This is a genomic window from Neisseria sp. HMSC058F07 (genome assembly GCF_001810035.1).
Taxonomy (GTDB): domain Bacteria; phylum Pseudomonadota; class Gammaproteobacteria; order Burkholderiales; family Neisseriaceae; genus Neisseria; species Neisseria perflava.
The window spans coordinates 1-24,169 of sequence record NZ_KV799669.1; the positions used below are offsets into that span (position 1 = coordinate 1).

Genomic DNA, 24,169 nt, shown 5'->3' on the forward strand with positions numbered 1-24,169 from the left:
TTGCTACGTTCAAATTTTTCCTTAGCCATGGCAATATCCTATAATCTAAGCTTTTGAAAGAAAGGGTAATAATGAGATGGTGCCCATGGGCAGATTTGAACTGCCGACCTCTCCCTTACCAAGGGAGTGCTCTACCCCTGAGCTACATGGGCGAAATTGTTTGGAGCGGGTGAAGGGAATCGAACCCTCACCGTAAGCTTGGAAGGCTTCTGCTCTACCATTGAGCTACACCCGCATACTCACTATTTGCTCCAAGTAAGAATTTTTGGTGGAGGGAGAAGGATTCGAACCTTCGAAGCTCACGCAACAGATTTACAGTCTGCCCCCTTTGACCGCTCGGGAATCCCTCCAAAAGAGAACGCTAGTTTATTGGCAACTTAGATTTCCGTCAAGATTTTTTTTTATTTATTCCTTCAAAAACATCCAAGCTTTTGCTTTTAAACACTATTTATTTAAACTGAATGATTTTTTCGTACTTAGCCATCAGCTCTTCGTGCGTTTCAGGATGCTCTTCATCAATCAAGATACAGTCGACAGGACATACCTGTTGGCACTGAGGCTCATCGTAATGGCCTACACATTGCGTACACAAATTTGGATTGATTTCGTAAATTTCTTCACCTTGCGAAATGGCATCATTAGGGCATTCCGGCTCGCACACATCGCAGTTAATGCACTCATCTGTAATAAAGAGCGACATTTCTATTTCCTTTTTTCTTAAATTATCAAAACCGATTGGGCGCGGATTATAGCACAAATGACGTCGGAACAATCCGTTTGAAAGAATGTTTTACACCTTGGGAATGATTCTCAAATTCTATACTATTCAGCAACTTGCGAATAGAGCAACAATTCAAACCTGCTCATTCCCGCCTTTCCTTCCCGATAAATTTCCAGCCAATCCGGTTTTTCAGGCAGCTTCCCTGCTTCAATATAGACCATTGCCCCATTTTTCAAGTGGCTTTGCAATCGGATAAACAGATTTTGCCAATCTTCCCATGCAAACGGCGGATCAAGGAACACAACATCAAATTTTTCAGACAGCCTTGCCAGATAAGCCATGCCGTCTGAACATTCGATTTTCGCCTGTTTCAAACCTAATTCACGGATATTTTTCTGAAGTGTTTGAACAGTTTGGCGGTGGTTATCGACCATTACCACTTTTGCCGCATGACGAGAAGCAGCCTCCATTCCCAAAGCACCGCTGCCGCTGAATAAATCCAATACTGTTTTTCCAGTTAAATCCTGACCCAGCCAGTTAAACAGTTTTTCACGCACGCTGTCAGGCGTCGGGCGCAGACCATCTGCAGATAAAAATGTTAACTTTCGTCCCCTACATTGTCCACCAATGATACGTACTTGATTGCTGTGTTTGGAATGTTTGTTGTTTGCCATAATTCTTAAAAAGATACCGATTTTTCAGACGGCCTCAATTATATAGTGAAACTGCTATCAAACCATATTTCGATCTCTGCTTTTAGAGACAACAAGGCCGTCTGAAACTCATTTTTCAGACGGCCTTAGTTTGTTCTAAATAAAAGAAGTTAATTGTTTCAAAGGCTAAATTCTAATATGTCTATAGACATCTCTAACTTTTCAAACACCCACTTTTTTATTTAATTTACATATCTAACGACTTTTCCTCCTTGCTTCAAAATAGTTTGATTTTTATATGGATGGTTAAATTATCAAATATAGTTGAGTAAATTATATTTTTATATTATATTTTCATATTACCTATAATGAATATTGAGGTTTTGTATGAAAAATATCGTCTTACTTTTTACTTTACTTGTAACACCAGTTTCTTCTTTCGCAGCTTGCTATGGAAGCGACTCATTTCACACTTGCAATGACAATAGCGGGAATACTTATAGTATCCAAACAATTGGCGATACTACCTATGTAAATGGATATAATTCTCGAACTGGAAGCAATTGGTCTCAAGAAAGTATGCATATTGGCAACACTACTTATACTAATGGTCGTGCAGCAAATGGTAATTCTTGGGATATGACCACCCAAAGAATTGGAGATACCACTTTTATGAATGGAAGAAATTCTCAGGGCAATTATTTTAGTAAAACCTGTAACCAATTTGGATGTTATTGAACCATCTCCTTAACTTTATGGATATTCTTCTCTAGCTTAATTGAAAATATTTAAAAAAAGGCCGTCTGAAAATCATTTTTCAGACGGCCTTTTTCTATCCAAGCTTTAACCAATTACTCTTTCGGTGCCGGCGGTTCAATCTGTTCTTTCCATCCGCATTCTTTTTGTGGGCACACTTTTTCCACGCCCCAGCGTTTGGTGGTTTTGATGGTCAAAACCGGCCACGCGCATTTTGGGCAGGTTTCTGCAATGGGCGGGTTCCAAGTGGCGTAGTTGCAGTCAGGATAAGTGCTGCAACTGTAAAACAGTTTGCCGTAACGGGATTTGCGTTCGACGAGGTTGCCTTTTTTGCATTGCGGGCATTGGACGCCGGTGTCTTTCGGTTTTTCCAGCGGCTCAACGTGTTTGCATTTCGGATAGTTGGCGCAGCCAATGAATTTACTGCCGGTACGGCTGTATTTGTACACTAGACGACCGCCGCATTTAGGGCATTCGCGTCCGTCGAGTTCAGCTTGCTCTGCTTCCGCTTTGGCAATACGTTCGGCCGCTTCTTCGGCGGTTTCGTTAACGTTGCGGGTGTAGCTGCACTCGGGATAACCGGCACACGCAACGAAACGACCCATTTTGCCAAATTTGATTTGCAGTTTGTGTTCGCCGCATTTCGGGCAGGTTTCGTCGAGTTCCTGCGTGGTAAATTTGGCGCGTTCGATACCCTCTTTTTCTTCTACTTGCTTGATAAATGGTTTCCAGAATTTATCCATCACGGGAATCCATTGGCGTTTGCCGTTGGCAATTTCGTCAAGCTGGTCTTCGAGTTTGGCGGTGAAGTGGTAATCGACATATTGGGCGAAGTGTTCGGTCAGGAATTTGTTGACGATGTCGCCTGTGTCGGTGGGCATAAAGCGTTTTTGCTCAAGGGTAACGTATTCACGGTCTTTGAGCGTGGAGATGATGCTGGCGTAGGTCGAGGGGCGGCCGATGCCGTATTCTTCGAGGGCTTTAACCAGCGTGGCTTCGTTGTAGCGCGGCGGCGGGGTGGTAAAGTGTTGTTCGCCGTAGAGTTTGTCCACAGGCAGTTTGTCGCCTTCGCTCATTTCAGGCAGTTTTTTGCTGTCTTCGCTCTCTTCGTCGTCACTGCTTTCTTCATACACGCTCAAAAAGCCTGCGAAAGTCTGCACTTGTCCGGTTACGCGGAATACGCCTTTGCCGACGGTAATATCGACAGTGGTTTGGTCGAATTTGGCGGGCGTCATCTGACAGGCAACGGTACGCTGCCAAATCATTTGATAGAGTTTGAACTGGTCTGCGCTCAGGAAGGGTTTGACGCTTTCAGGCGTGCGGTACACAGAAGTCGGGCGGATCGCTTCGTGGGCTTCTTGGGCATTTTTGGACTTGGTTTTGTACTGCTTGGCCGAACTTGGCAGATATTCTTTGCCGATTTTGTTTTCGATGTAATAGCGGATTTCGGTTAACGCTTCATCGGCCAAATTCACGCTGTCGGTACGCATATAGGTAATCAGACCGATGGCGCCCTGCCCTACGTCTATACCTTCGTAAAGCTGCTGGGCGGTACGCATGGTGCGGTCGGTAGTGAAACCGAGTTTGCGCACGGCATCCTGCTGCATGGTGGATGTGGTGAACGGCGCGGCTGGGTTGCGGCTGCGCTTTTTCTTTTCGATGGCGGTAACGACAGCCTCTTTGCCTTCGAGTTCTTTCAACACGTCGGCTTGCGCGGCTTCGTTCGGTAGGTCGAATTGTTCGAGTTTCGCGCCGTTGTATTGGGCGAGTTTGGCGGTGAACTTGCTGCGGCCTTTGTGGCTGTCGAGATGCACCGTCCAATATTCCTGCGCTTCAAACGCGCGGATTTCGTTTTCGCGTTCGCAAATCAAACGCAGTGCGGGACTTTGCACACGGCCTGCGCTCAAACCGCGGCGGATTTTTTTCCACAACAATGGCGAAAGGTTGAAACCAACCAAATAGTCCAAAGCGCGACGGGCTTGTTGCGCATCGACCAAATCCATTTCGATTTCGCGCGGATGGGCAACCGCATCGAGCACGGCGTTTTTGGTGATTTCGTGGAACACGACACGCTGCGGTTTGATGTTTTTCAATCCGCGTTTGGATTTAAGGATTTCCAAAAGATGCCAAGAAATGGCTTCGCCTTCCCTATCCGGGTCAGTTGCGAGGTAGATGTTTTCAGCTTCTTTGGCACCGGCAACGATGGCATCGACGTGTTTGCTGTTGCGGCTGATCAGTTGGTATTTCATGGCAAAGCCATTGTCAGGATCGACTGCTCCGCTTTTCGGAACCAAATCGCGGACATGACCGTAAGACGCCAAGATTTCAAAATCACCGCCCAGATATTTTTTCAGGGTTTTGGCTTTGGACGGGGATTCGACGATTAATAGGTTTTTCGCCATTGTTGTTCTCTTTTGGATGTATTGGGTTTATGTTTCAGACGGCCTTTATTATTGAGGCCGTCTGAAAAAAGGTTTAGTGCATCACGTTTTGTCCGGTCAACGCACTCATCAAGTCGTCGCCTATCAGGACGGGTAACTCGCTCTTGTGCATCCACAACACCAGCAATACCAACACTTTGGCGGTATCGAGGGTGATTTCGTCCGATGGAATGTGCATCAGGGCATGAATGACGATTTCGCGTTGCTCATAAGTAATTGCGTGTTCGGCAACCAAATACTGCATCAAGCCCATGACTTCCTGCGGCAGGTTGTCAGCTTCTTCACGGCAGAATACGCGCAGGGAGTCGCTGTTAAACGGCTCAGCATAGAATTCGGACGTATTGAACAAGACTTCCATCATCATTAATGTATTGCCGATTTCCGTAGCATCAAAACCCGCATCTTCCAAGAGGCGACCCAAATCCTCCGGAGGCGGACAATTGTCGAAATCTTGGAAGTGTTCGATTAAATAGGCAATGACTTCGGTCATGCTGGTTCCTTAAATATAGATAATTCATGCTTTGACACGCTGATAACGGCCGCCCGGCAAGGCGGCAACGATACCGTCAAGTTCGTATTCCAAAAGCTGTGCGTACACGTCTGCCGCCGCCGTATTGGTTTGTTGCGCCAAAATATCGGGATGTATCGGGTCGTAACCCATTGCTTCCAATAAAGCGCTTGTTGATGGGGCGGCAGATAGGTTTTCAGACGGCCTTTGCGGTTCATCCGCTATTGTTTTTGGTTGCAGATGTTTGGTTTGATCGTTTTTCAGTTTTACCGTCTTATTTATAGAATATGATGGAACAGGCGTATTTTGCAATAGCTGCGGACACTCATGGAGAATATCGTCCAGACATTCCACCAGTTTTGCCCCGTCTTTAATCAGCTTGTGGCAGCCTTTGCTATGCGGATTGTCTATCGACCCGGGCACCGCCATCACTTCGCGCCCCATCTCTGCCGCCAGCTTGGCGGTAATCAATGAGCCAGATTCCAATGCCGCCTCGACCACCAATGTCAGCTGCGATAATGCGGCAATCAAACGGTTGCGGCGCGGAAAGTTGCCTGCAAACGGACGCGTATCTAAAGGGAACTCGCTGACAATCAATCCCCTTTCGGCAATTTCATAAGCAAGGTTTTTATTGGACGGCGGATAAATGCGGTCTATACCGGTTCCCCAGACGGCGATGGTGCCGCCATCTGCCTGCAATGCCCCCTGATGGGCGGCGGTATCGATACCCGAAGCCATACCCGATACGACGGGAATGCCTTTTTCGCTCAACGCCCTACCGAAATCTTTGGCAATTCGCATTGCCTGCGGCGTGGCATGGCGGCTGCCGACCATCGCGGCAGAAGGTGTGTGCAGCAGCTCTGCATTGCCGCGTAAAAACAAGACCGGCGGCGCGGTAATGCCTTGTGTCAGCATTTCGGGGAAATCATCATCTTGCAGCAGCAACAAACGGCAACCGTCCTGCATTTCCCATTGTAAAGCGGCTTCAGCAGACTGCTGCGCCAAAGCCCGTTTGTCCGCATTACGCCACGACTCGGCTGCCTGTTTATGGCGCACCAACGCGGCAATTTTGTCTGCCGGCGCATTCAAGGCAGCTTGTGCGCTACCGAATTGCTGCAACAGCACCAAAAAACTTTCTGCGCCGATATAGGGCGTAAATGCCAGTTGCAACCAAGCAAAACGCTCGTTTTCCGTCATCAATCTGTTCCCTTTTCGTAATGTTTTTTTCAGACGGCCTGAAGTAAATCAAGGCCGTCTGAAAATTTTATTGATATAAAACTTCTGTCGGCTTAAAAGGCAAAATAACAATGCCTAGCCATACCATTATTTTTATAAAGTATTGCTTGTCTAAGCAAACCGTCAAATGACGATGCCGTCTGAAAAACCTGATGGCTTTCAGACGGCCTCTTTTGTGTTTGAACCGATATTGCGCTTATTCTTCGGATTTGTCGGCGCTGCGGCGCGATACGCTGATACCGAGTTGTTTGAGTTTGCGGTAAAGGTGTGTACGCTCCAAACCGACCTTTTGCGCCACGCGGCTCATATTTTGGCCTTCTTGGGCGATGTGGTACTCAAAGTAACGGCGCTCGACTTCTTCCCTCAATTCGCGCAAAGGCATATTGAAATTGAAGCCGCCGATGATTTCTGTCGCCGTCGCGTTTTCCTTCTGACCCAAAGCCACGGCAACGGCCTGCTCGTCCACTTCTTTGCCGTCAGATTCCAACATGATGTTTTTCACCGTTTCGGCAAGCTGGTCGTAATTGCCCGGCCAATCGTATTGGCGCAAAACCACCAATGCGCTGTCGCTGAATTTTACCGGCTGGATTTTTTGACTTTCGGCCAAATCGGTCATGATGCGGTTGATTAAAAAGACGATGTCGTCCGGCTGGCTGCGCAAAGAAGGAACATTGATGCGCTCTTTCAACAGCTCTGCTAATCGGCCGGCAACGACGTCATCGGCGCCCTCACCTCGTTTAAAACCGCATGAAGCAATCACACGGACATTGTAGCGGTCGGCTTTTTCCAGCAAGAAAGCAATGCCGTTTTGGATGTTTTTGCTGTAACGGGCAATATCGCCGACATACAAAATACCGCCTGATGCCTTTTGCAACAGCTCCATCGGCGTATCAACAATGTGTTCGACACGGTCGGTTGCCACCCAAGGCGTACCGCTTTTGTGCAGATAGCGGGCGACAATCTCAAACGGCGAGCCAGCCTCACCGGCCAACAACAGCGGGCGGTTGTGTTTGGCGGCCGCTTCAATACTGCCGTTCATTTCTTGAATGACGGAACTGTTGCCCAGTTTGTCCAAAGTCATGCCGGAGGCCGTCTGAACTTCGCCATGTTTCAAGGCGCGTTCTACTGCGGACAAGAGTTTTTGCAGGGCAATCGGTTTTTCCAGAAAATCGAGCGCGCCGATTTTAGTGGCTTCAACCGCAGTGTCAATGCTGGCATGGCCGCTCATCATAACCACAGGCATATTGAGTTGGCCGTTTTTCGCCCACTCTTTCAACAAAGTGATGCCGTCGCAATCGGGCATCCAAATGTCCAGCAATACCATGGCCGGACGCGTTTGATAACGCAATTGGCGCGCTTCTTCGGCATTTTCGGCCAAAGTGACGGTATAGCCTTCATCTTGAAGGATTTCGGAGAGCAGGTCGCGGATGCCTACTTCATCATCTACAATCAAAATATCACTGCTTCGCATAAGTTTCTGCCATTTCCGGTAAAGCTATTTTGACGCACGCGCCGCCACTGTTCTGATTGCTCAGGCTGATACGGCCGCCATGCTCCTCGATAATTTTTTTCACAACGGGCAAACCCAGCCCCGTTCCTGTCGGTTTGTCGGTAACGTACGGCTCAAAAGCATTGTGCAGCATTTCTTTGCTGAAACTTTTGCCGTTGTTGCAGACGGTCAGGAAAACCTGTCCGCCTTCGCGCCCTGTTTCGACGTTTACTTGAGGCGCTTCGTCCGACTCTGCCGCTTCTGCAGCATTCTTAAATAGGTTATGCAACACTTGGCGCATCGCCGTCGTATCGGCAACAATCGGCAGGGCGTCGGCGCTGAGCCGTGCATTAAACTTGCACGCGCCGGCCTCATATAATACCAATACTTCCGACACCAAACCGTTTAAATCTTGTTTTTCTAAATTCAGCGACGGCGCACGCGCATAGTTGCGGAACGCTTCGACCATTTCTTTCAGCGCGGCCACCTGTTTGACGATGGTATCGGTTGAACGGCTGAGAATTTGGGCGTCTTGTTCATCTAGTTTATCATGCAATTTCCATGCCAATCTCTCGGCGGAAAGCTGGATAGGCGTAAGCGGATTACGGATTTCGTGCGCCAAACGTTTCGCCACTTCGCCCCATGCGGCCTCTTTTTGCGCCCGCATCAAGACGGTAATGTCATCAATCACCATCACCACGCCGTTATCATTGTCTTCCGGCAAAATGGTGGCTTTGCCCAACAAGATTCGGGCATCATCGGGCGCGGCGTATTCGACTTGGACGGGTTTGTTGCTATCGGCGGTTTCATTAATGGCGGCAAACACATCGGCCAACAGGGTTTGCTGCGGCGATTTGCCGTGCCATTGATGCCAGTTACTGCCCCACAAAGACACCAGCGAAACGCCCAAAATCTGTTCGGCGGCCTTGTTAAAGGTTTTCAGACGGCCATTGGCATCCAAAGTAATCACGCCTGTAGTCAAACTTTCCAACACGCATTCCAAATAATGGCGTGCTGCTTCTTCGCGCAAACGGTTGCGCTCGTCTGCCTCTTTGGCAATCGCTAATTGCTCGGTCATGTGGTTGAATAACTGGGTCAAACGGCCGAACTCGTCATTGCGAAATACCGGCCGAGTCTGGCTGAAGTCACCCTGAGCCACCGCCCGCGCACCCTCTGCCAGCGACAATACCGGTGCCACAAAACGGCGGGCAAAATACAAAGCCATCACCAGCGCCAAAAAGATGGCCAATAATGTCGCGACCAACAGCGTGGACAGGAAAAAGGTTTGCAGGCCTTTTTTGGTATAACTCAGTTCGGCATATTTGGCTCGGGCTGCTTCAATCAGCGTCGCGTCTTGGGCAACATCTTTCGGAATCGGCTGCCGAAAAAACAACGCATAATCCTGATTTTTATGCGGACCGATCAGCATCCAGCCTTGAGCATACAGCACGCCGCCGATGTTTTCCAAGCTGCGCACCGAGCCGGTCTGCTCCAGTTGCTCCCATCCTTCTTTGTTAAGCTCAGGTTGATTTAGTTTCAAGGGATTGATGCTTTTCTCGGCTTTATGGGTAGTCGCGTTATAAAGCGCCAGCTGGGCAAAGTCGGCAGTAAGCGCGGATTTTGCCAGCGCTTGCCCTAAGTTGCCGTCCAGCGAAGCGGCGCTGATTAAGTCGATCTGCACCGGCGTGGCGTTGCTGACAGCGTTGTCTACCGCCAAGTTCAGCGCGGATTTGCTCAAGTTTAAGCTGCGCTCTAGAGCCTCATGGGTATCGTTGCCAAACCAAGAATTAATCGTACCGTTAATAAACTGGGCGGAAATACCGAACAAAAACACGCCCGGCAATACGGCAACCAAAGTAAACATCCCCGACAGCCGACGTGCAATCTGCGAACCGAACACGCTTTTGCTGTTGTCGCGCATCAAAAGCACGACATAGCGCACCAACACCGCCGCCAACACCAGCAACAGCAAACCGCACAAGGCGACAATCCACCAGAAGTAATCGGACAATACGTTGCTGCTGCCCGTTGCAACAGTCAGACCGTACAACAAAACAACGGCGAATACGGCGGCAATCAGAAGAAAGCGGCGCATGGTTTACTCCTGCACGACCGACAAGGACTTCCAACCGGAATCCAAATGCCAGTTTTTAGACGTCAGGGCATTGATTTGGAACGGTTTGGGCAGCTTGGCGGTTGTCAGCAGCAGGCGGATTTCAGCCTTCGTGTCTTTGGCGGCCACATCACTCAGCGCACCCTTGGACAAAACCTTCCAATTCGCGACCGCGCCCACTGCGCGCAAGGCAGTCTCAAGCGTATCGTACTCGGTAGAAAACGTACCGACGGTAACGCGATAGCGGTTGGTCAGCGGATGGAAGGACAATTTGTATTGAATCGTGCTGTCGTTGTTGAGCAGCTGGTCGAACTTGAATTTATAAGACGACATAGACGGCGCTGACAGCTGCCAACTTAAATTGAAATGCAGGGGGACGCCCTGTTTGAGTGCTTCTTTAAGCTGGTCGGGCAAGTCAGTGCGGAAACGGCTGCTGACGGAAAGCTGTCCGGCATGGGTCAGCTTTGCCTCGGCACGGGTCGCACTGATGCCCTCGCCTGCCGCGTTCAGCGACACGGCAAGCAAGAGCGGTACAATCAGCGTTTTACTGCTTTTTAATAAGCGCGTAATAAAAGCCATCTTGATGTTTGTTCGGTAAAAGCACATGCGATTCGATCAACTCGGCATCGGCATGGCGGTTAAGGAATTTTTGCAACTGACCGTCGTTTTCTTCGACAAAGACCGAGCAGGTAGCCAGCAACATCCTGCCGTTTTTCGTCAGGGTCTGCCACAGCGCGTCTAATAATGCTTCCTGTTGGCGTGCGGTTTTGACGGCATCGGTCGGCCGGCGCAGCCATTTGACGTCAGGATTGCGCCGCGCCACGCCCGAAGCGGTACACGGCACATCGGCCAAGACAGCGTCAAAGGTCTTTCCATCATACCATGCCGCCAAGTCCTGCGCATCGGCACAAGTCAAAGAGGCCTTTTGAAAGCCTAAACGGTCAAGATTGCTCTTCACCCTGTTCAGACGGCCTTCATCTATATCCAAAGCGGTAACATGACAATCTGCCAGTTCCAAGATATGGCCTGTCTTGCCGCCCGGCGCCGCACAGGCATCGAGAATGCGTTCGCCGTCTTTCGGGTTCAACAAATAGGCAGCACGTTGCGCACCAAAATCCTGCACCGACACCAGGCCGTCTGAAAAACCGGGCAGGCGGCTTACCGGCACAGCTTCTTCCAACATCACGGCGTATTCGTCCAAAGCCCTGGCCGCAATACCTTCCGCAGCCAGTTTTTCCAAATAGCTTTCGGCATTGCCGTGTCGGCGGTTGACGCGCAAAGTCATCGGCGGATGCGATTGCAGCGCAGTGGTGATATTGTGCCAATGTTTCGGATAATGGTTTTTCAAATAAGCCACCCACCACAGCGGCAAATTGTGTTTCGCCACATCGTCTTTTTTGCAGGAAGCTGCGAGCTTGTCGCGTTCACGCAAAAAGCGGCGCAAAATCGCATTGGCAAACGAGCGGAACTGGCCGCGGCCGATTTTGGCAATGCTTTCCACCGCTTCATTGACCACGGCATGAGGCGCATTGCGCGTGTAATGCAGTTGGTACATCGCCGCCAAAAGCAGGCTTTCAAGCTGCGGATTGTCAATCGGCTTCTTCAACATTTGACCAAGCATATACTTCAAACTGCCCAAATAACGCTGGCAACCGTAGGCAATATCCTGCAACGCGCCGTTTTCCTGCGCCGTCAGCTGCGGATGCGCCGCGCGGATTTCCGCCAAGACATCCTGAAGATTGCGCCCTTCGGCAACCGCGGCAACGCTGTCGGCGGCCAGTTTTTGGGCGAGGGACATACTCATATTTTTGCTTTCTGATTTATATTTGATTTCAAGTGTTCGGAGGATTTCAGACGGCCTGTTCGGCTGCCAGCAATGCCCGATAATATTCGGCATCTGCTTTGGAAAAACAGCAAAAGATGATTTTTTCCACTGCCGGACATTACGGCAGGACTTGTTTCAAACTCTCCAAAGCGATACGCGCGGCAGCTTTGGCCGGGAAACGGTACACACCGGTACTGATGCACGGAAAGGCGATGCTGTGAAGATCGTGTTTCTGGGCAAGCAGCAAGGAATTGGCGTAGGATTGTGCCAATTTGGCCTCTTCATTTTGTTTTCCGCCAAACCATACCGGCCCGACCGTATGAATGACAAAACGCGCAGGCAAACGATAGCCTTGGGTTATTTTGGCTTCGCCTGTGCGGCAACCGCCCAAAGTTCGGCACTCATCCAGCAGCTCTTTGCCTGCGGCGCGGTGTATTGCACCGTCTACTCCGCCACCGCCCAACAGCGATGAATTGGCGGCATTGACAATCGCATCGACTGCCAATCGGGTAATATCGCCCTCGACCACTTCAAAAACAGCCATTGTTTTCTTTCCTCTACGTTTGTTTCCAGCCTGTTACAAAACCGTTCCGACTTCAATCGTCCGGCCTGCCGCAAATGCCTGTATGCTCATGCGTTTGCTGCCGGAAGGCTGCAATTCGGTAATGTTCAGCGCATTTTCACCGCACGCCACCAGCAGGCCGTCTGAAGTGCAGGACAACACTTCGCCTGCCTTACCCTGTTTGACCACGACTTCGGCACGCCAGATTTTCATCGGTTTGCCTTGATACTCGACCCACGCGGCAGGTACAGGGTTGAAAGCACGGATTTTGCGCTCAATCACAGCCGCGCTTTCATTCCAATCGATACGCGCCTCTTCTTTGCTCAATTTCTGGGCGTAGGTAACGCCTTCTTCAGGCTGTTTGACCGCATTCAGACGGCCTTCAGCCTGCAGACGCTGCAAGTCGGCAACAATCGCTTCCGCACCCAAACCCATCAGCGCGTCATGCACTTCGTTGGCGGTATCCGTAGGCTGGATGGCGTAGCGGTGTTCGCTGACCACATCGCCGGTGTCCAAGCCGATGTCCATCTGCATGATACACACACCGGTTTCGGCGTCGCCGGCTTCAATCGCACGTTGAATCGGTGCCGCGCCGCGCCAACGGGGTAACAGCGAAGCGTGGATATTGAGGCAGCCGTGTTTGGGCGTATCCAACACATCCTGCGGCAAAATCAAACCATACGCGGCCACTACCATCACATCCGCGCCCGTATCTTTAAGCATTTGCAGGGCTTCGGCGTTATTGCGCAACTTTTCCGGCTGCGCCACGGTCAAACCTAATTCCAAGGCAGCCTGTTTGACCGGCGATGCGGTCAGCTGCATGCCGCGGCCTTTGGGGCGGTCAGGCTGGGTCAACACCAGCGGAATTTCAAAACCTGCGGCGGCGATGGCTTTCAAGGCGGCGGCGGCAAAATCGGGCGTACCGGCAAAGATGACTTTCATGTTGTGTCCTTGTGAAAATGGTTTGAATGGGCGCGTTGGGCAAACTGTTTCAGCTGAAAAGGCCGTCTGAAAGATTGAAAACCGAAGTATGCCTTCTGTTTTGTCTTTTCAGACGGCCTTTAAGCGATGCGCAGGTCAGATGGTGTGTTTCTGACGTTTTTTCAGTTTGGTTTTGATGCGGCCTTGTTTCAGCTGCGACAAGTGTTCGACAAACACGATGCCCATCAGGTGGTCCAATTCGTGCTGCACGCAGATTGCCAGCAGGCCGTCTGCTTCCAGCGTGAATTTCTCGCCTTTTTCGTTCAAGGCTTCAACTTTGACGCGCTCGGCACGGGTCACAGTATCGTAAATGCCCGGTACGGACAGACAGCCTTCTTCGTAAGTTGTCTCGCCGTCTTTTTCGACAATGACGGGATTGATGAACACGCGCGGCTCGCTGCGGTCTTCGGTCAAATCCATCACGACGATGCGCTCGTGTACGTCGACCTGAGTGGCCGCCAAGCCGATACCGCGTGCTTCGTACATGGTTTCAAACATATCGGCAACCAATGTCTGGATGCGCTCGTCGATTTTTTCAACAGGTTTGGCAACCGTGTGCAAACGCTCGTCAGGGTATTGGAGGATGTTCAGTAAAGCCATAATATTCTCGTTTTATAAAACTGATGTGTGATTTTCATACAGATTTGGTTTCCGCCGCCACAATCTCCTGTCATGACAGCAACATTCAATGCTAAAATAACGCCGAAAAATGTTAAGATAGCGCGACAGAGGCCGTTCGTTATCGTATTGATGGATGGGCGGCAGTTTCGCAAACTCCAGCCTTCTCTGTTTATCATCTGAAGACAAACCAAACCGATTTCAAGGGGAACGGTTATGCAACAACGTATTATAACCCTGCTTTGCATGGCAGGCATGGCTATTTCTGCCCACACTCAGGCAGCTTCTTTAAAAATCCGCCCCAATGCGCCGCAACGCTACGTCGTTAAAAACGGCGATACCTTGTGGGGCATTTCCGGCAAATATCTGTACAGCCCGTGGCAATGGAACCGCCTTTGGGGCGCCAACCGCAACGCCATCCGCAATCCGCACCTGATCTATCCGGGTCAGGTGTTGGTTTTACGCTACGTCAACGGCCAGCCTCGACTGGGTTTTGAACACGCCCAAACCCGTTCAGACGGCATTCCCGTGATCAAACTGCATCCGCGCGTACGCGAAACTTCCGGCTACGGCATTCCGACCGTCAACGTCAACCTCTACCGCATGTTTATGAAACATCCGCAGATTATCGCTCCGGAAGAAACCGCCAACGCGCCGCGCCTGATTGCAGGTCCCGACAACCGCGTCCTCTACACCCAAGGCAACCGCGTGTACGCATACGGCCTGACCGAACCCGGCCGCTACCTGACCTACCGCGTCAATAAAAACATCACCGATCCGGAAACCGGTAAATTCCTCGGCCAAGAAGTCGTGTTCAGCGGCATCGCCAACACGCTGCCTTACACCGACTCCGCCTTGGAAAACCGTACCCGCGCTTCTGACGAAAAACTCAAAAGCAACGAGTATTACACCCAAGTCAACAAAGTCATGAAGCTGCGCACCCAGTCCGCGCAACCTTTGGTTATCGAAGAAGCCGTTTCCGAAATCCGCAAAGACGACTATCTGCTGAAACTGCCCGAAGGCCTCGACAGCTTCAATGTGATGCCTCACGCCCCTGCCCGTCCGATTCAGGCCAAAGTCGTTTCCATCTTCGACGGCGTGGGCGAAGCCGGTCAGTTCCAAACCATTACTTTGGATAAAGGCGAACTCGACGGCTTGGACAAAGGCACTGTGGTCAGCCTCTACAAACGCGGCCGCCAAGTCCGTGTCAATCTATCCAACAACCTGATTCGTAAGCCGAAAGACAAAGATACGGTTGAGTTGGTTTCCATTCCGGCGGAAGAAATCGGTTTGGCAATGGTGTACCGCACATCCGACCATCTGGCCTCAGCCATTATTTTGGAAAGCCTGAACAGCGTTTCCATCGGTGATACCGCTTCCGAACCCGGCCGCGACTTGGACAATATGGCTGATGAAAAAACCATGGACAAGCCGGCTGAAGACGAACAAGAAAGAGAAATCGAACTGGAAGTCCGCAGCTGATTGAGCTTTCTTAGCAGCCATCTGGCAAATAAGGCCGTCTGAAAACCTGTTTTTCAGACGGCCTTTTGATTGCTGCCCATCAGAATAAAGAAATCTGTAACACGTTGTTTAAAGCGCAAACAACATCTTATTTTTCCAGCCGGTAATCGGCTATTCTTTTTTCTATCGTTTTTCCGTTCTGCCATTCCAATCAGAAATATGTAAAGCCCAACACACCATTTATTGCCTGTGGATTGCTCCATCTGTTCCTGCCAATCAAAAAGGCCGTCTGAAATCTTCAGACGGCCTTTTTATCCACAACTCAAATCCGATTATTTGAATTTGTAAGTGTATTGCAAGCCCAAGATGTCCGCTTTATTTTTGAAGCGGGCAGAGGATGCACCGCGGCTGTCCACGTCGTTGCCGCTGGCTTTGCCGGTGCGGTAAACCGTGTCATTGATGTGGATATGGCTGTACGCCGCATCGATAACATGGTTTTTACCCAGTTGATATTTGGCACCGACGGAGAACCAAATACGGTTGCCGTCAGGCAGGCTGTTCATACGGTCTTCAGCGCTTTTAACCGGCGATTTATCGAAAGCGATACCGGCACGCAGTTGCAATGGTTCGGTAACTTGGTAAGAGCCGCCGAATGCAACTTTATAAGTGTTGCGCCAGTTAGGCGTGATAACGGTACGGTCAGATTGGCCGTTGACAACTTTTTTGGTGTTTTCAAACACCAGCTCCGCTTTGTTGAAGCGGCTATGGCGCGTCCAAGTCACATCGCCGAACAGGTTGGTTTTGTCGGTGGCGCGGTACATACCATGAACAGACAAAGACTCAGGCGTTACGATTTTTACGCTGGCTTTTTCGTTCGGCACATAACCGCGTGCAGCCATTGCACCCAAATCCCATGCGCGTTTTGCATATGCGCCGTCCGCTTCCCAATCGGCAGTGCCTTTCAGCGTATGCGATACTTTGGAACGATAGTTCACACCCACGCGTGCGCGCTCGTTGATGTCCCACATCCACGCCAGTTGGTAACCAAAGCCCCAATCGTGACCTTTTACATCGGCATGACCGTCAGCTTTGCCGGTCGCATCGACAGCAACGGGACGGCCTGCTTGACGGGAAGCCAAGCCGCTGGCCAACTGGCTGATGGCGCCGGAAGCATCCCAGTCGGAGTATTTGCGCAATTCGGCTTTGGAATATTGGGCAATCAAACCGGCACCGACGGCGTGCTGCTCATTCAGTTTCCACGCAACTACCGGCTCGATGGCTATGGTGGTCAAACCCAGTTTGTTGATGTTGTGGCGCAAGACGGAATCTTTTTCGTATTCGGTTGCCGAACCGAAAGGAACGTACACGCCCAAACCCAAAGTCACATCGTCGCTGGCTTTGTACGCGCTATAAACGTGCGGAGCAACGGTGGTTTCGGTAATTTTGCCGCTGGTCGAGCCGCTGACATCGGCACCCGTGCGGAAGTGTTTCGCAGATTCTGCCTCATAATGAATGCTTGGGAAAACGATATTGGCGTTGACGGAAATTTGGCTGCTGTCGATTTTGCTCAAACCGGCCGGGTTGTAGAAAATAGTTGAGGCATCGGCGGCTTCGGCGGCGGCGGCGTTGGCCGTGCCTTGTGCGTTAACGGATTGTGTGCCGAAATGGTAGCCGGAGGCTTGGACGGCGGTAGATAACAGTGCTGCGCTTAAAATAAACGCTGTTTTTTTCAGGTTGAAATGAATCATTTTGGTTTACCGTGAAAGTGGCGTACAAAGAAAAAGGCCGTCTGAAACGTCCTTTATTGATTTAGTATAGGCACTCAATTCTATACTACATCATTATTTTTGCCTAATCTTTTCTTTTTTTACACAAAAAAGCAGGCTAAAACAGCCTGCTTTTCCAATTATCGGATCACTGCAATTATTTAACCTGCAACACTTCCAGCGTATTGGTCGAACCGGATTCGCGCATTTGCGAACCGCTGGTGATGATGTATTGGTCGCCGCTTTGGAGGATTTTGTGTTCTACCAGCATGGCTTCCACTTCGTTCAGCGCGGTATCGTGATCGGTACTGGTTGCCAAAATCAACGGACGCACGCCGCGGTACATCGCCATGCGGCGTTGCGCTGAAACACTCGGCGTCAGGGCAAAAATCGGCAGGGTGATGTTGTGGCGGCTGACTTCGAAGGCGGTCGAACCGCTTTCAGTCAGGGCAACGATGGCTTTGGCGTGAACTGCTCGCGCCACGCTGACCGCACCGCCAGCAATCGCCAAGTTGGTGCTGACGGCTTCGGGATACTCGACCTGTTCGGCAACGCCGTTGAGCGAATCTTGTTCTTTTTCCGCAGCCGCACAAATAATCGCCATTTGGCTGACGGTTTCAAACGGATACGCACCGACGGCGGTTTCGGCGGAACACATCACCGCATCGGTACCGTCCAATACCGCGTTGGCCACGTCGCTGACTTCCGCGCGGGTTGGTACAGGGTTGGTAATCATGGATTCCATCATTTGAGTTGCGGTAATGCTGAAGCGGCGCAACTCACGGGCGCGGCGGATCATGCGTTTTTGTAGGGCAGGTACGGCGGCATGGCCGACTTCCACTGCCAAGTCGCCGCGGGCAACCATAATACCGTCGCTGGCAAGGATGATTTCGTCCAGATTTTCAATGGCTTCTACGCGCTCGATTTTGGAAACCAAACCGGGACGTACGGCTGTACTGCCTTTCATTTCTTCTTCGACTTTGGCGCGTGCGATGTGCAAATCTTCGGCAGATTTCACAAAGCTGATGGCCAAGTAGTCGCAACCAATGGCAATCGCCGTTTTCAGGTCGCGGAAGTCTTTTTCGGTCAACGCGCCGGCAGACAGGCCGCCGCCGCGTTTATTGATACCTTTGTTACTTTTCAGTACATGGCTGTTTTCTACCATTGTAATAATCTTACTTCCTTCAACCGCTTCAACGGTTAAAGTCAACAGGCCGTCGTCCAGCCACAAAACATCGCCGGCAACGACGTCATTCGGCAAATCGCGGTAGTCCAGGCCAACCGCTTCGCGTGTGCCTTCGCCTTCAAGTGCGGCATCCAAAATCAAGGTTTCACCCTTATTCAGCTCGATGCTGCCGCCGGCAATTTTGCCGACACGGATTTTAGGCCCTTGCAAGTCGGCAAGAATAGCGATTTCCTGACCCGCACGTTTCGCGGCTTCGCGTACGATACGGGCATTTTCTTCATGAAACTCCGGCGTACCGTGGCTGAAATTGAAACGGACGACATTAAGGCCGCCGACACGGATCATGTCTTCCAACAATTGTACATTGTTGCTGCCCGGACCCAATGTGGCGACAATTTTGGTATTGTGGCTGATACGGGTTAAATCACGTTGCAATTGGCTCATATAAACGTCCTTTCCTGTTGATTCCACGTTTGATAATGAAGAAGATTGTACTCTTAATGCAATAATGTTGGCGTAAAATTACATAATTTTCTGACTTAAACTAAATTTATTTTTGCATTAACCTACTTTTCTATCGGATACAATACACTCTCACGTCGTCATTTTTGATTTTCAGACGGCCTCCCTCATACTAATAGAATACTCAACTGATCCATGAAACGTTTTTTGACTCCGCTACCCATCGGCATCGTTTTGGCCGACCTGATATACGGTTTCGTCCTGAATGTAATGCAAGGCTTAAACTTGCAACAAACTGCATCCAACCAGTCCGGCACGCTTTCCGTTACGCCCGACATCGCCTTCAACAGCCTGCAAATCGTCGCCAACGGCGGCATGGTCTGCATCATCGGCTTCGGTTTGATTGTTTTGTTCCAACTCAACCGCGCCGTATTGCGCCGACAAATCCTGCCCATCGGCATTTTCCGAACTCTCGGCCTGTTGGCTGTTTTGGCATTCAGCATTTCGTCTTTGTGGGAATGGTTGCATGCCGCTTTGTCGCTGCTTTCCGGGCACAACGTTTTAAACTTCAGCAACCCGCGTTATCTGGTTACCGCAGTCTGCATGCCCATCATCGCTTTCTTGTGCATCTTGCGCCTGTACAATTGGTATCGCCTGCATCGGACTGTTGCCACCGACGATACCTCCGCTACCCTCTAATCAAGCTGCAGAAAGGCCGTCTGAAACAGAAAAACCTATTTCAGACGGCCTTGTCATTGTATATCTCAACGTTGATGGCTGGTTTCTACACCGGCCTTAATCTCACCATACATTTGCGAGCTGCCTCCGCTGCCTGATGCGCAGGCCGCCAAGCTCAGTGTCAAAACAGCCGCGGTCAAAATCTTCAACATTGATTTCTCTCTTTCCACAAAAATTATTTCGGGTCGCAACGGAAATGGTACGCACAAATTTCAAATCCGTTTTTGAAGTAGAGACGATGCGCCCCTGCACGGTCATGGTTCACATGGACATTCAGATGGATTTTGGTCGCGCCCGTTTCCGCACCGATTTTGCGTACTTCTTCCAACAAGCGTGAAGCATAGCCTTTTTGGCGGCATTGAGGCATGGTTACGATGTCGTCAATATGGATATGGTAACCGCTGGCCAAATTGTACGCAGCATGGAAACCGCATACGGCTACGGCATTTTGTTTGCCTTCTTCAAAAATGCCCAGCAGGCGGTAGCCGGTTTTGCGCTGATGCTCGTTGATTTGTTCGACAAAACGGTGAATATCGGTCAAAGAAGAACGCAAAATGCTTAATGCCGCAAAAGCGGTCGCAGTTTCTTCCGGCGGAATTTCACGCAATACGCCGACCACAGGCGCGGCAGCTTGGGGCTCAGGCTGCGCATTGGCCGCTTCGGCACGCTCGGCAGCATGTTTTTCTTCAATCGCCTGCGCCAACAAAACGCGTTCGACCGGCACTTCGCCCTGTTGTTTGCTCTCTTGCTCTTTGAGCAAGGCTTTGCAGTCAATCACGCGCAAATCATTATCCGCTGCAAAGTCCATCAAGAAACGGAACATTTGCGGATTGTCTTCTTCCAGTTTTTTATCGACTGCCACACAACGGACATTGTCCACCAAAATCGGGCGCACCCAATTCGAATAGGAAAGGCGGTTGTCTTTAGTAAAGGAAGACAAAATACCGCACAGGCGCTCCGCCCAGTCGCTTGGTCGGAAAATCTTGCCTTTGCTGGTCGTACCATGGATCACAACTTCATAAGGATTACACACTAACATAAGCAGCTTCCTGAGAGTAAATGGCTGAAGGAATATTTCGCCAGTGCCAACATCAGAAAAAGTTCCGATACATAGCAACAGATTATTGAAAAAATATCAGTAAGGTTTTGAAATACGACAATGATGAGACGGCTTGCCGAGCCTGACAATCCGTTTCGAATTCTTTGATTATTATACCCGATACGCCTCTTTTTCTTCAAAAATCATTTGAAAAATAACAACAGGCCGTCTGAAAACAAGTATTTCGGTTTCAGACGGCCTGCATATTTTGAATATCAATACAACAATTTCTTGCGGGGCTTTTGCTCGCCATTGGATTTAATTTCTGACAAATTGAAATTCAATATGCTCAAATCCAAAACGCTTTCTGAAGTGCATTGATCGCCAAAGGCATTTTCATAAGTGGCTTTCAGTTTCAATACTCCGCCGAATGTTTGGTCCGGCAATTCGGCAGCCAGCGCCAACATGCTTGCAAACACGCCGCCATACAATTCTCCCGATGCCAGCATATCCACGCCGCCGGAAAACATCTCCAAGCGCATAACTGCATCGGCAACCAGCTTGCTCGGCAAGTGATCCGGCAAAGCCTCAGCCTCAAAACGCACATTCTTCGCCAAGCCCTTACCGCTATTGCGGACAACCAAAACCAATAAATCCGTTTGTCCATCAGAACGTTGCAACGTCGCATGCAAAACAGGATGAATGCTCTCTTTTTGAATCAGCTGCTCACGGTGCAACATCTTGCTTTTAGCTTTGGATCGCGCAGATACGACGGCCCAAATCAACCAAACAAATGCAACGGCAGAAATGGCTGTAACCAAAAGGGGAAGATTGGTCAAATAGGCTTGCTGATTAAACCAAACTTGTGCGGCTAAAAATCCGGCAAAGAAAATCAAGACGTATAAAATTGGGGCAAACCGGCTTTGTATGGATGAGTGCATGAGTTTTCCTACATTTCGTATCATGTTATTAAAAAATAATGCCTTTCGGGCGAATAATGTCATCAACCCGGAAGGCATTATTTTAACGTAATTTTAACGCAATTTGCTTAATATCTTGCTTTTTATGAAACTAATGTATCAAGCAGACAACTCAAACCGTATAGCCGTATTTTCAGACGGCCTGAGATTTTTATCAGGCTTCGGCAACCGAATCACGCGAGAAGGTTTTTTCGCAATAATGGCATTTCAAACGCGTCTGACCATTATGTGAACGGACATAAAAGCGACTGATGACCGGCTCGCCATGACTGGCACAATTAGTATTCGGGCAACGGAACACTTCCGAAATCTCGTCCGGCAATGACAAATGCTGTTTCTCAACCACCTTAAACCGATCGATTTTGTTGACCACTGCTTCAGGGGCAAATAAAGCTAAACGGTTGGCCGCATTGGCATCCAACCACACACCGCTGATTTTGATAATGTCTTTGCTTCCCTGCGTTTTACTGGGCAAATTAAAACCAACCGTAACCGCGCTGCCATAATGCAGCAGCTTAAACTGTCTTAAAATGGCCAAGCCTTTACCAGCAGGAATATGGTCAATCACCGTACCTTGTTCGATTGCTTCAACGCTGAGTTTTGAGTTTTCCATCTTTCGCTCCTTAAACTTCTTCGTTCAATACCAAAGACAAAATCGCCATCCGTGCATACACTCCATTGGTTGCCTGTTCAAAATAATAGGCATGAGGTGTTTTATCCACATTCGGATGAATTTCATCTACCCTCGGTAAAGGATGCAAGACGCGCAAATTGGGTTTGGCGTTTGCCAACATCGGCGCATCAAGATTGAATTTACCCTGAATTTTGGCAAATTCCTGCTCATCAAAACGTTCGCGCTGAACGCGGGTCATGTACAAAATATCCGCCCATTCGACCGCTTCTTCCAAGCTGGACAGGACTTGATAAGGGCAACTGGCCTCCTCCAGCTCTTCAGTGATATAGTCCGGCATCGCCAAGCTGGGAGGAGAAACAAATGCAAACTCACAACCCCAACGCTTCAATGCTTGACATAATGAGTGTACCGTACGGCCATATTTCAAATCACCGGCCATCGCAATCTTCAAATTGCTCAAACTACCTTGTGTTTCATAAATCGTTACCAGATCCAAAAGCGTCTGGCTTGGATGTTGGTTGGTACCATCGCCGGCATTAATCACGGGCACGCTCGAAAACTCGGCCGCCACACGGGCCGCACCGTCTTTCGGGTGTCGCTGAATAATCGCATCCGTATAACTGGAAATAATCCTCGCAGTATCTGCAAGCGTTTCACCCTTTTTCGCGCTGGTATTCGCGCCATCGGAAAAACCGATAACTTTCCCACCCAAACGCTGTACCGCCGTTTCAAAAGACAAACGCGTACGGGTAGAGGGTTCAAAAAAGCACGAACCAATCAATTTACCTTCAAGCAAATCTTCGCGAGGCTGCTTTTTCAACTTCAAGGCCGTCTGAAGCAGCAATTCGAGCTGCTCCGTCGTCAAATCTGAAATTGAAATAATATGTTGCCGATAAAGCGGATTAGGCATGACCATTCCTTCCCATAAAAAAGCCCGCAACAGGCGGGCGTTTCAAGCAAACCGATTCCATCGTTGCCCGACATCATCCCCGTCGGACAATCACAACCATGTTTCTACCACACCCATGAAATCTCCCGCATTATCGCATATTTAACAGACGACTGCTTCTATCAAGTTTTCAGACGGTCTGAGACCTTTGCAAAAAATCCTTCATCCCCAACAGCCAAAAATCAAACACAGGGACTTGACAGCTCCCTTTTATCTTCCCAATGCTCGCATCTTGTAGGAGCAAACAAGCGCAAGTAAGCTGTTAACCACTTCAACGATTCAAACATATCGCTTTCGAATAGCGTTGCACACCCATGTTGCCTAAAGCAAATTAGGTTCACACCCTGATTTACAGTGAAACGTAACAAAGCTTTGTTCAACCACATAACGGGTTTTTCGACAAATATTCGGTTGTGTTTGATTTGCGTTTCCGTCGATGAGTTGTTGCAAAGGGCTTTGCGATAATGCAGGTCTGTAGCTGATGTTTTTCTAGGTGCCATCTGTTTTGCTGCCGTAGCCTTTGATCGAACCTTCTGCCATACCTTATCTCGTCGATATTGAAGGAGTGATGTGCAGTTTCTCAATATAGCCTTTCAAAATAGATACAGATATATGTTTGCTGTATCAACCAGCCTTTTACCCTGCAGACAATGCTATCTTTGCTTGGTGTAATTTGTCTACAGCCTTTATCTTTTATTATCCTTACCCATGACCGCTCGGGCCGTCTGAATAATGTTGCATCAATAACTTAAACTACCGCTTTCTCTACTTTTAAACTTTCCCGCTCAATTTACAGTTAATTCCTAATAGTTCTGACCAGGGCATTACCTTCCGCCGGCTGGTTGCAGTGTCAGCATAAGGTACTGGATTTGAAATATTCAGTTCGTCAAAATAATAAAACGGGTTAAGACAATAATGCAGTACTCGAGGTTGAGATCAGCCTCCCCCAAAGACGTGCCTGTGCACGTCCTTTTTACTTTCTTATCTCCTTTCCACCCTATTGTCACCCCGTAAAAGGCTTACACTCCGCATCATTGCCCCTAAATATCTC

General features: G+C 49.5%; 21 protein-coding genes, 3 tRNA genes and 1 pseudogene. 3 read left to right on the plus strand and 22 right to left on the minus strand.

Annotated features, from left to right (window positions below; all coding sequences use genetic code 11):
• Nucleotides 1-77: 77 nt before the first annotated feature.
• The 5 genes from HMPREF2696_RS02015 to rsmD all read right to left on the minus strand — a co-directional run bounded on the left by HMPREF2696_RS02015 (nt 78) and on the right by rsmD (nt 1,395).
• Nucleotides 78-152, minus strand: a tRNA-Thr gene (locus tag HMPREF2696_RS02015).
• 9 nt (nt 153-161) lie between these two features.
• Nucleotides 162-235, minus strand: a tRNA-Gly gene (locus tag HMPREF2696_RS02020).
• Nucleotides 236-266: 31 nt separating this feature from the next.
• Nucleotides 267-350 (minus strand) — tRNA-Tyr (locus HMPREF2696_RS02025).
• Between the two features lie 98 nt (nt 351-448).
• Nucleotides 449-700, minus strand: coding sequence for a YfhL family 4Fe-4S dicluster ferredoxin (locus HMPREF2696_RS02030; protein ID WP_003679513.1), 252 nt, complete (start codon nt 698-700; stop codon nt 449-451).
• Nucleotides 701-822: 122 nt separating this feature from the next.
• Nucleotides 823-1,395, minus strand: a complete 573-nt coding sequence (gene rsmD / locus HMPREF2696_RS02035; protein WP_004520186.1) for a 16S rRNA (guanine(966)-N(2))-methyltransferase RsmD — start codon at nt 1,393-1,395, stop codon at nt 823-825.
• A gap of 366 nt (nt 1,396-1,761) precedes the next feature.
• Here rsmD and HMPREF2696_RS11095 point away from each other — a divergent pair, with 366 nt between their 5' ends.
• Entirely contained in the window at nt 1,762-2,112 is a 351-nt protein-coding gene (locus HMPREF2696_RS11095) for a hypothetical protein (protein WP_079453718.1), read from the plus strand.
• A 113-nt stretch (nt 2,113-2,225) separates the two neighbouring features.
• Here HMPREF2696_RS11095 and topA read toward each other — a convergent pair whose 3' ends face one another.
• The 10 genes and pseudogenes from topA to def form a co-directional block, all read right to left on the minus strand.
• The gene (gene topA / locus HMPREF2696_RS02040) at nt 2,226-4,532 is read right to left on the minus strand and encodes a type I DNA topoisomerase (RefSeq protein ID WP_004520185.1); all 2,307 of its coding nucleotides are present in this window, start codon (nt 4,530-4,532) and stop codon (nt 2,226-2,228) included.
• Nucleotides 4,533-4,605: 73 nt separating this feature from the next.
• Nucleotides 4,606-5,061 (minus strand): Smg family protein, encoded by a 456-nt coding sequence (locus HMPREF2696_RS02045; protein WP_004520184.1) that lies wholly within the window; start codon nt 5,059-5,061, stop codon nt 4,606-4,608.
• Between the two features lie 24 nt (nt 5,062-5,085).
• Nucleotides 5,086-6,276, minus strand: coding sequence for a DNA-processing protein DprA (gene dprA / locus HMPREF2696_RS02050; protein ID WP_004520183.1), 1,191 nt, complete (start codon nt 6,274-6,276; stop codon nt 5,086-5,088).
• Between the two features lie 235 nt (nt 6,277-6,511).
• A complete protein-coding gene (locus tag HMPREF2696_RS02055; protein ID WP_004520182.1) occupies nt 6,512-7,786 on the minus strand; it encodes a sigma-54-dependent transcriptional regulator in 1,275 nt (424 codons plus the stop codon).
• A complete protein-coding gene (locus HMPREF2696_RS02060; protein ID WP_004520181.1) occupies nt 7,773-9,899 on the minus strand; it encodes a sensor histidine kinase in 2,127 nt (708 codons plus the stop codon). Before HMPREF2696_RS02060 ends, HMPREF2696_RS02055 begins: the two co-directional genes overlap by 14 nt.
• Nucleotides 9,900-9,902: 3 nt before the next feature.
• Complete coding sequence (locus HMPREF2696_RS02065) at nt 9,903-10,496, minus strand: DUF4390 domain-containing protein (RefSeq protein ID WP_004520180.1); 594 nt, start codon at nt 10,494-10,496, stop codon at nt 9,903-9,905.
• Nucleotides 10,462-11,721, minus strand: a complete 1,260-nt coding sequence (gene rsmB, locus HMPREF2696_RS02070; RefSeq protein ID WP_070503669.1) for a 16S rRNA (cytosine(967)-C(5))-methyltransferase RsmB — start codon at nt 11,719-11,721, stop codon at nt 10,462-10,464. Before rsmB ends, HMPREF2696_RS02065 begins: the two co-directional genes overlap by 35 nt.
• Nucleotides 11,722-11,767: 46 nt before the next feature.
• Nucleotides 11,768-12,286: pseudogene (locus HMPREF2696_RS02075) on the minus strand (O-acetyl-ADP-ribose deacetylase).
• A gap of 33 nt (nt 12,287-12,319) precedes the next feature.
• Nucleotides 12,320-13,246, minus strand: a complete 927-nt coding sequence (gene fmt / locus HMPREF2696_RS02080) for a methionyl-tRNA formyltransferase (RefSeq protein ID WP_070503666.1) — start codon at nt 13,244-13,246, stop codon at nt 12,320-12,322.
• Nucleotides 13,247-13,381: 135 nt separating this feature from the next.
• Nucleotides 13,382-13,885, minus strand: a complete 504-nt coding sequence (gene def / locus HMPREF2696_RS02085; protein WP_003678675.1) for a peptide deformylase — start codon at nt 13,883-13,885, stop codon at nt 13,382-13,384.
• 234 nt (nt 13,886-14,119) lie between these two features.
• On the opposite strand from def, the gene HMPREF2696_RS02090 reads away from it, so the two are divergent.
• Nucleotides 14,120-15,385, plus strand: coding sequence for a LysM peptidoglycan-binding domain-containing protein (locus tag HMPREF2696_RS02090; RefSeq protein ID WP_049336996.1), 1,266 nt, complete (start codon nt 14,120-14,122; stop codon nt 15,383-15,385).
• A 311-nt stretch (nt 15,386-15,696) separates the two neighbouring features.
• Here HMPREF2696_RS02090 and HMPREF2696_RS02100 read toward each other — a convergent pair whose 3' ends face one another.
• A complete protein-coding gene (locus HMPREF2696_RS02100; RefSeq protein WP_004520172.1) occupies nt 15,697-17,112 on the minus strand; it encodes an OmpP1/FadL family transporter in 1,416 nt (471 codons plus the stop codon).
• 175 nt (nt 17,113-17,287) lie between these two features.
• Nucleotides 17,288-18,760: a pyruvate kinase gene (pyk, locus tag HMPREF2696_RS02105; RefSeq protein ID WP_004520171.1), complete on the minus strand. Its 1,473-nt coding sequence runs from the start codon at nt 18,758-18,760 to the stop codon at nt 17,288-17,290.
• Nucleotides 18,761-18,973: 213 nt separating this feature from the next.
• On the opposite strand from pyk, the gene HMPREF2696_RS02110 reads away from it, so the two are divergent.
• Nucleotides 18,974-19,477 (plus strand): hypothetical protein, encoded by a 504-nt coding sequence (locus HMPREF2696_RS02110; protein ID WP_004520170.1) that lies wholly within the window; start codon nt 18,974-18,976, stop codon nt 19,475-19,477.
• 65 nt (nt 19,478-19,542) lie between these two features.
• On the opposite strand, the gene HMPREF2696_RS11905 is transcribed toward HMPREF2696_RS02110, so the two are convergent.
• The 5 genes from HMPREF2696_RS11905 to pyrB form a co-directional block, all read right to left on the minus strand.
• Nucleotides 19,543-19,668, minus strand: a complete 126-nt coding sequence (locus HMPREF2696_RS11905; protein ID WP_003684698.1) for a hypothetical protein — start codon at nt 19,666-19,668, stop codon at nt 19,543-19,545.
• A 23-nt stretch (nt 19,669-19,691) separates the two neighbouring features.
• Nucleotides 19,692-20,555: a GNAT family N-acetyltransferase gene (locus HMPREF2696_RS02115; protein ID WP_039862269.1), complete on the minus strand. Its 864-nt coding sequence runs from the start codon at nt 20,553-20,555 to the stop codon at nt 19,692-19,694.
• Nucleotides 20,556-20,830: 275 nt separating this feature from the next.
• Nucleotides 20,831-21,496 (minus strand): COG1361 family protein, encoded by a 666-nt coding sequence (locus HMPREF2696_RS02120; RefSeq protein WP_049336352.1) that lies wholly within the window; start codon nt 21,494-21,496, stop codon nt 20,831-20,833.
• A gap of 193 nt (nt 21,497-21,689) precedes the next feature.
• Nucleotides 21,690-22,148 (minus strand): aspartate carbamoyltransferase regulatory subunit, encoded by a 459-nt coding sequence (gene pyrI / locus HMPREF2696_RS02125; protein ID WP_004520167.1) that lies wholly within the window; start codon nt 22,146-22,148, stop codon nt 21,690-21,692.
• A gap of 10 nt (nt 22,149-22,158) precedes the next feature.
• Entirely contained in the window at nt 22,159-23,079 is a 921-nt protein-coding gene (pyrB, locus tag HMPREF2696_RS02130) for an aspartate carbamoyltransferase (RefSeq protein WP_039862268.1), read from the minus strand.
• Nucleotides 23,080-24,169: the final 1,090 nt, after the last annotated feature.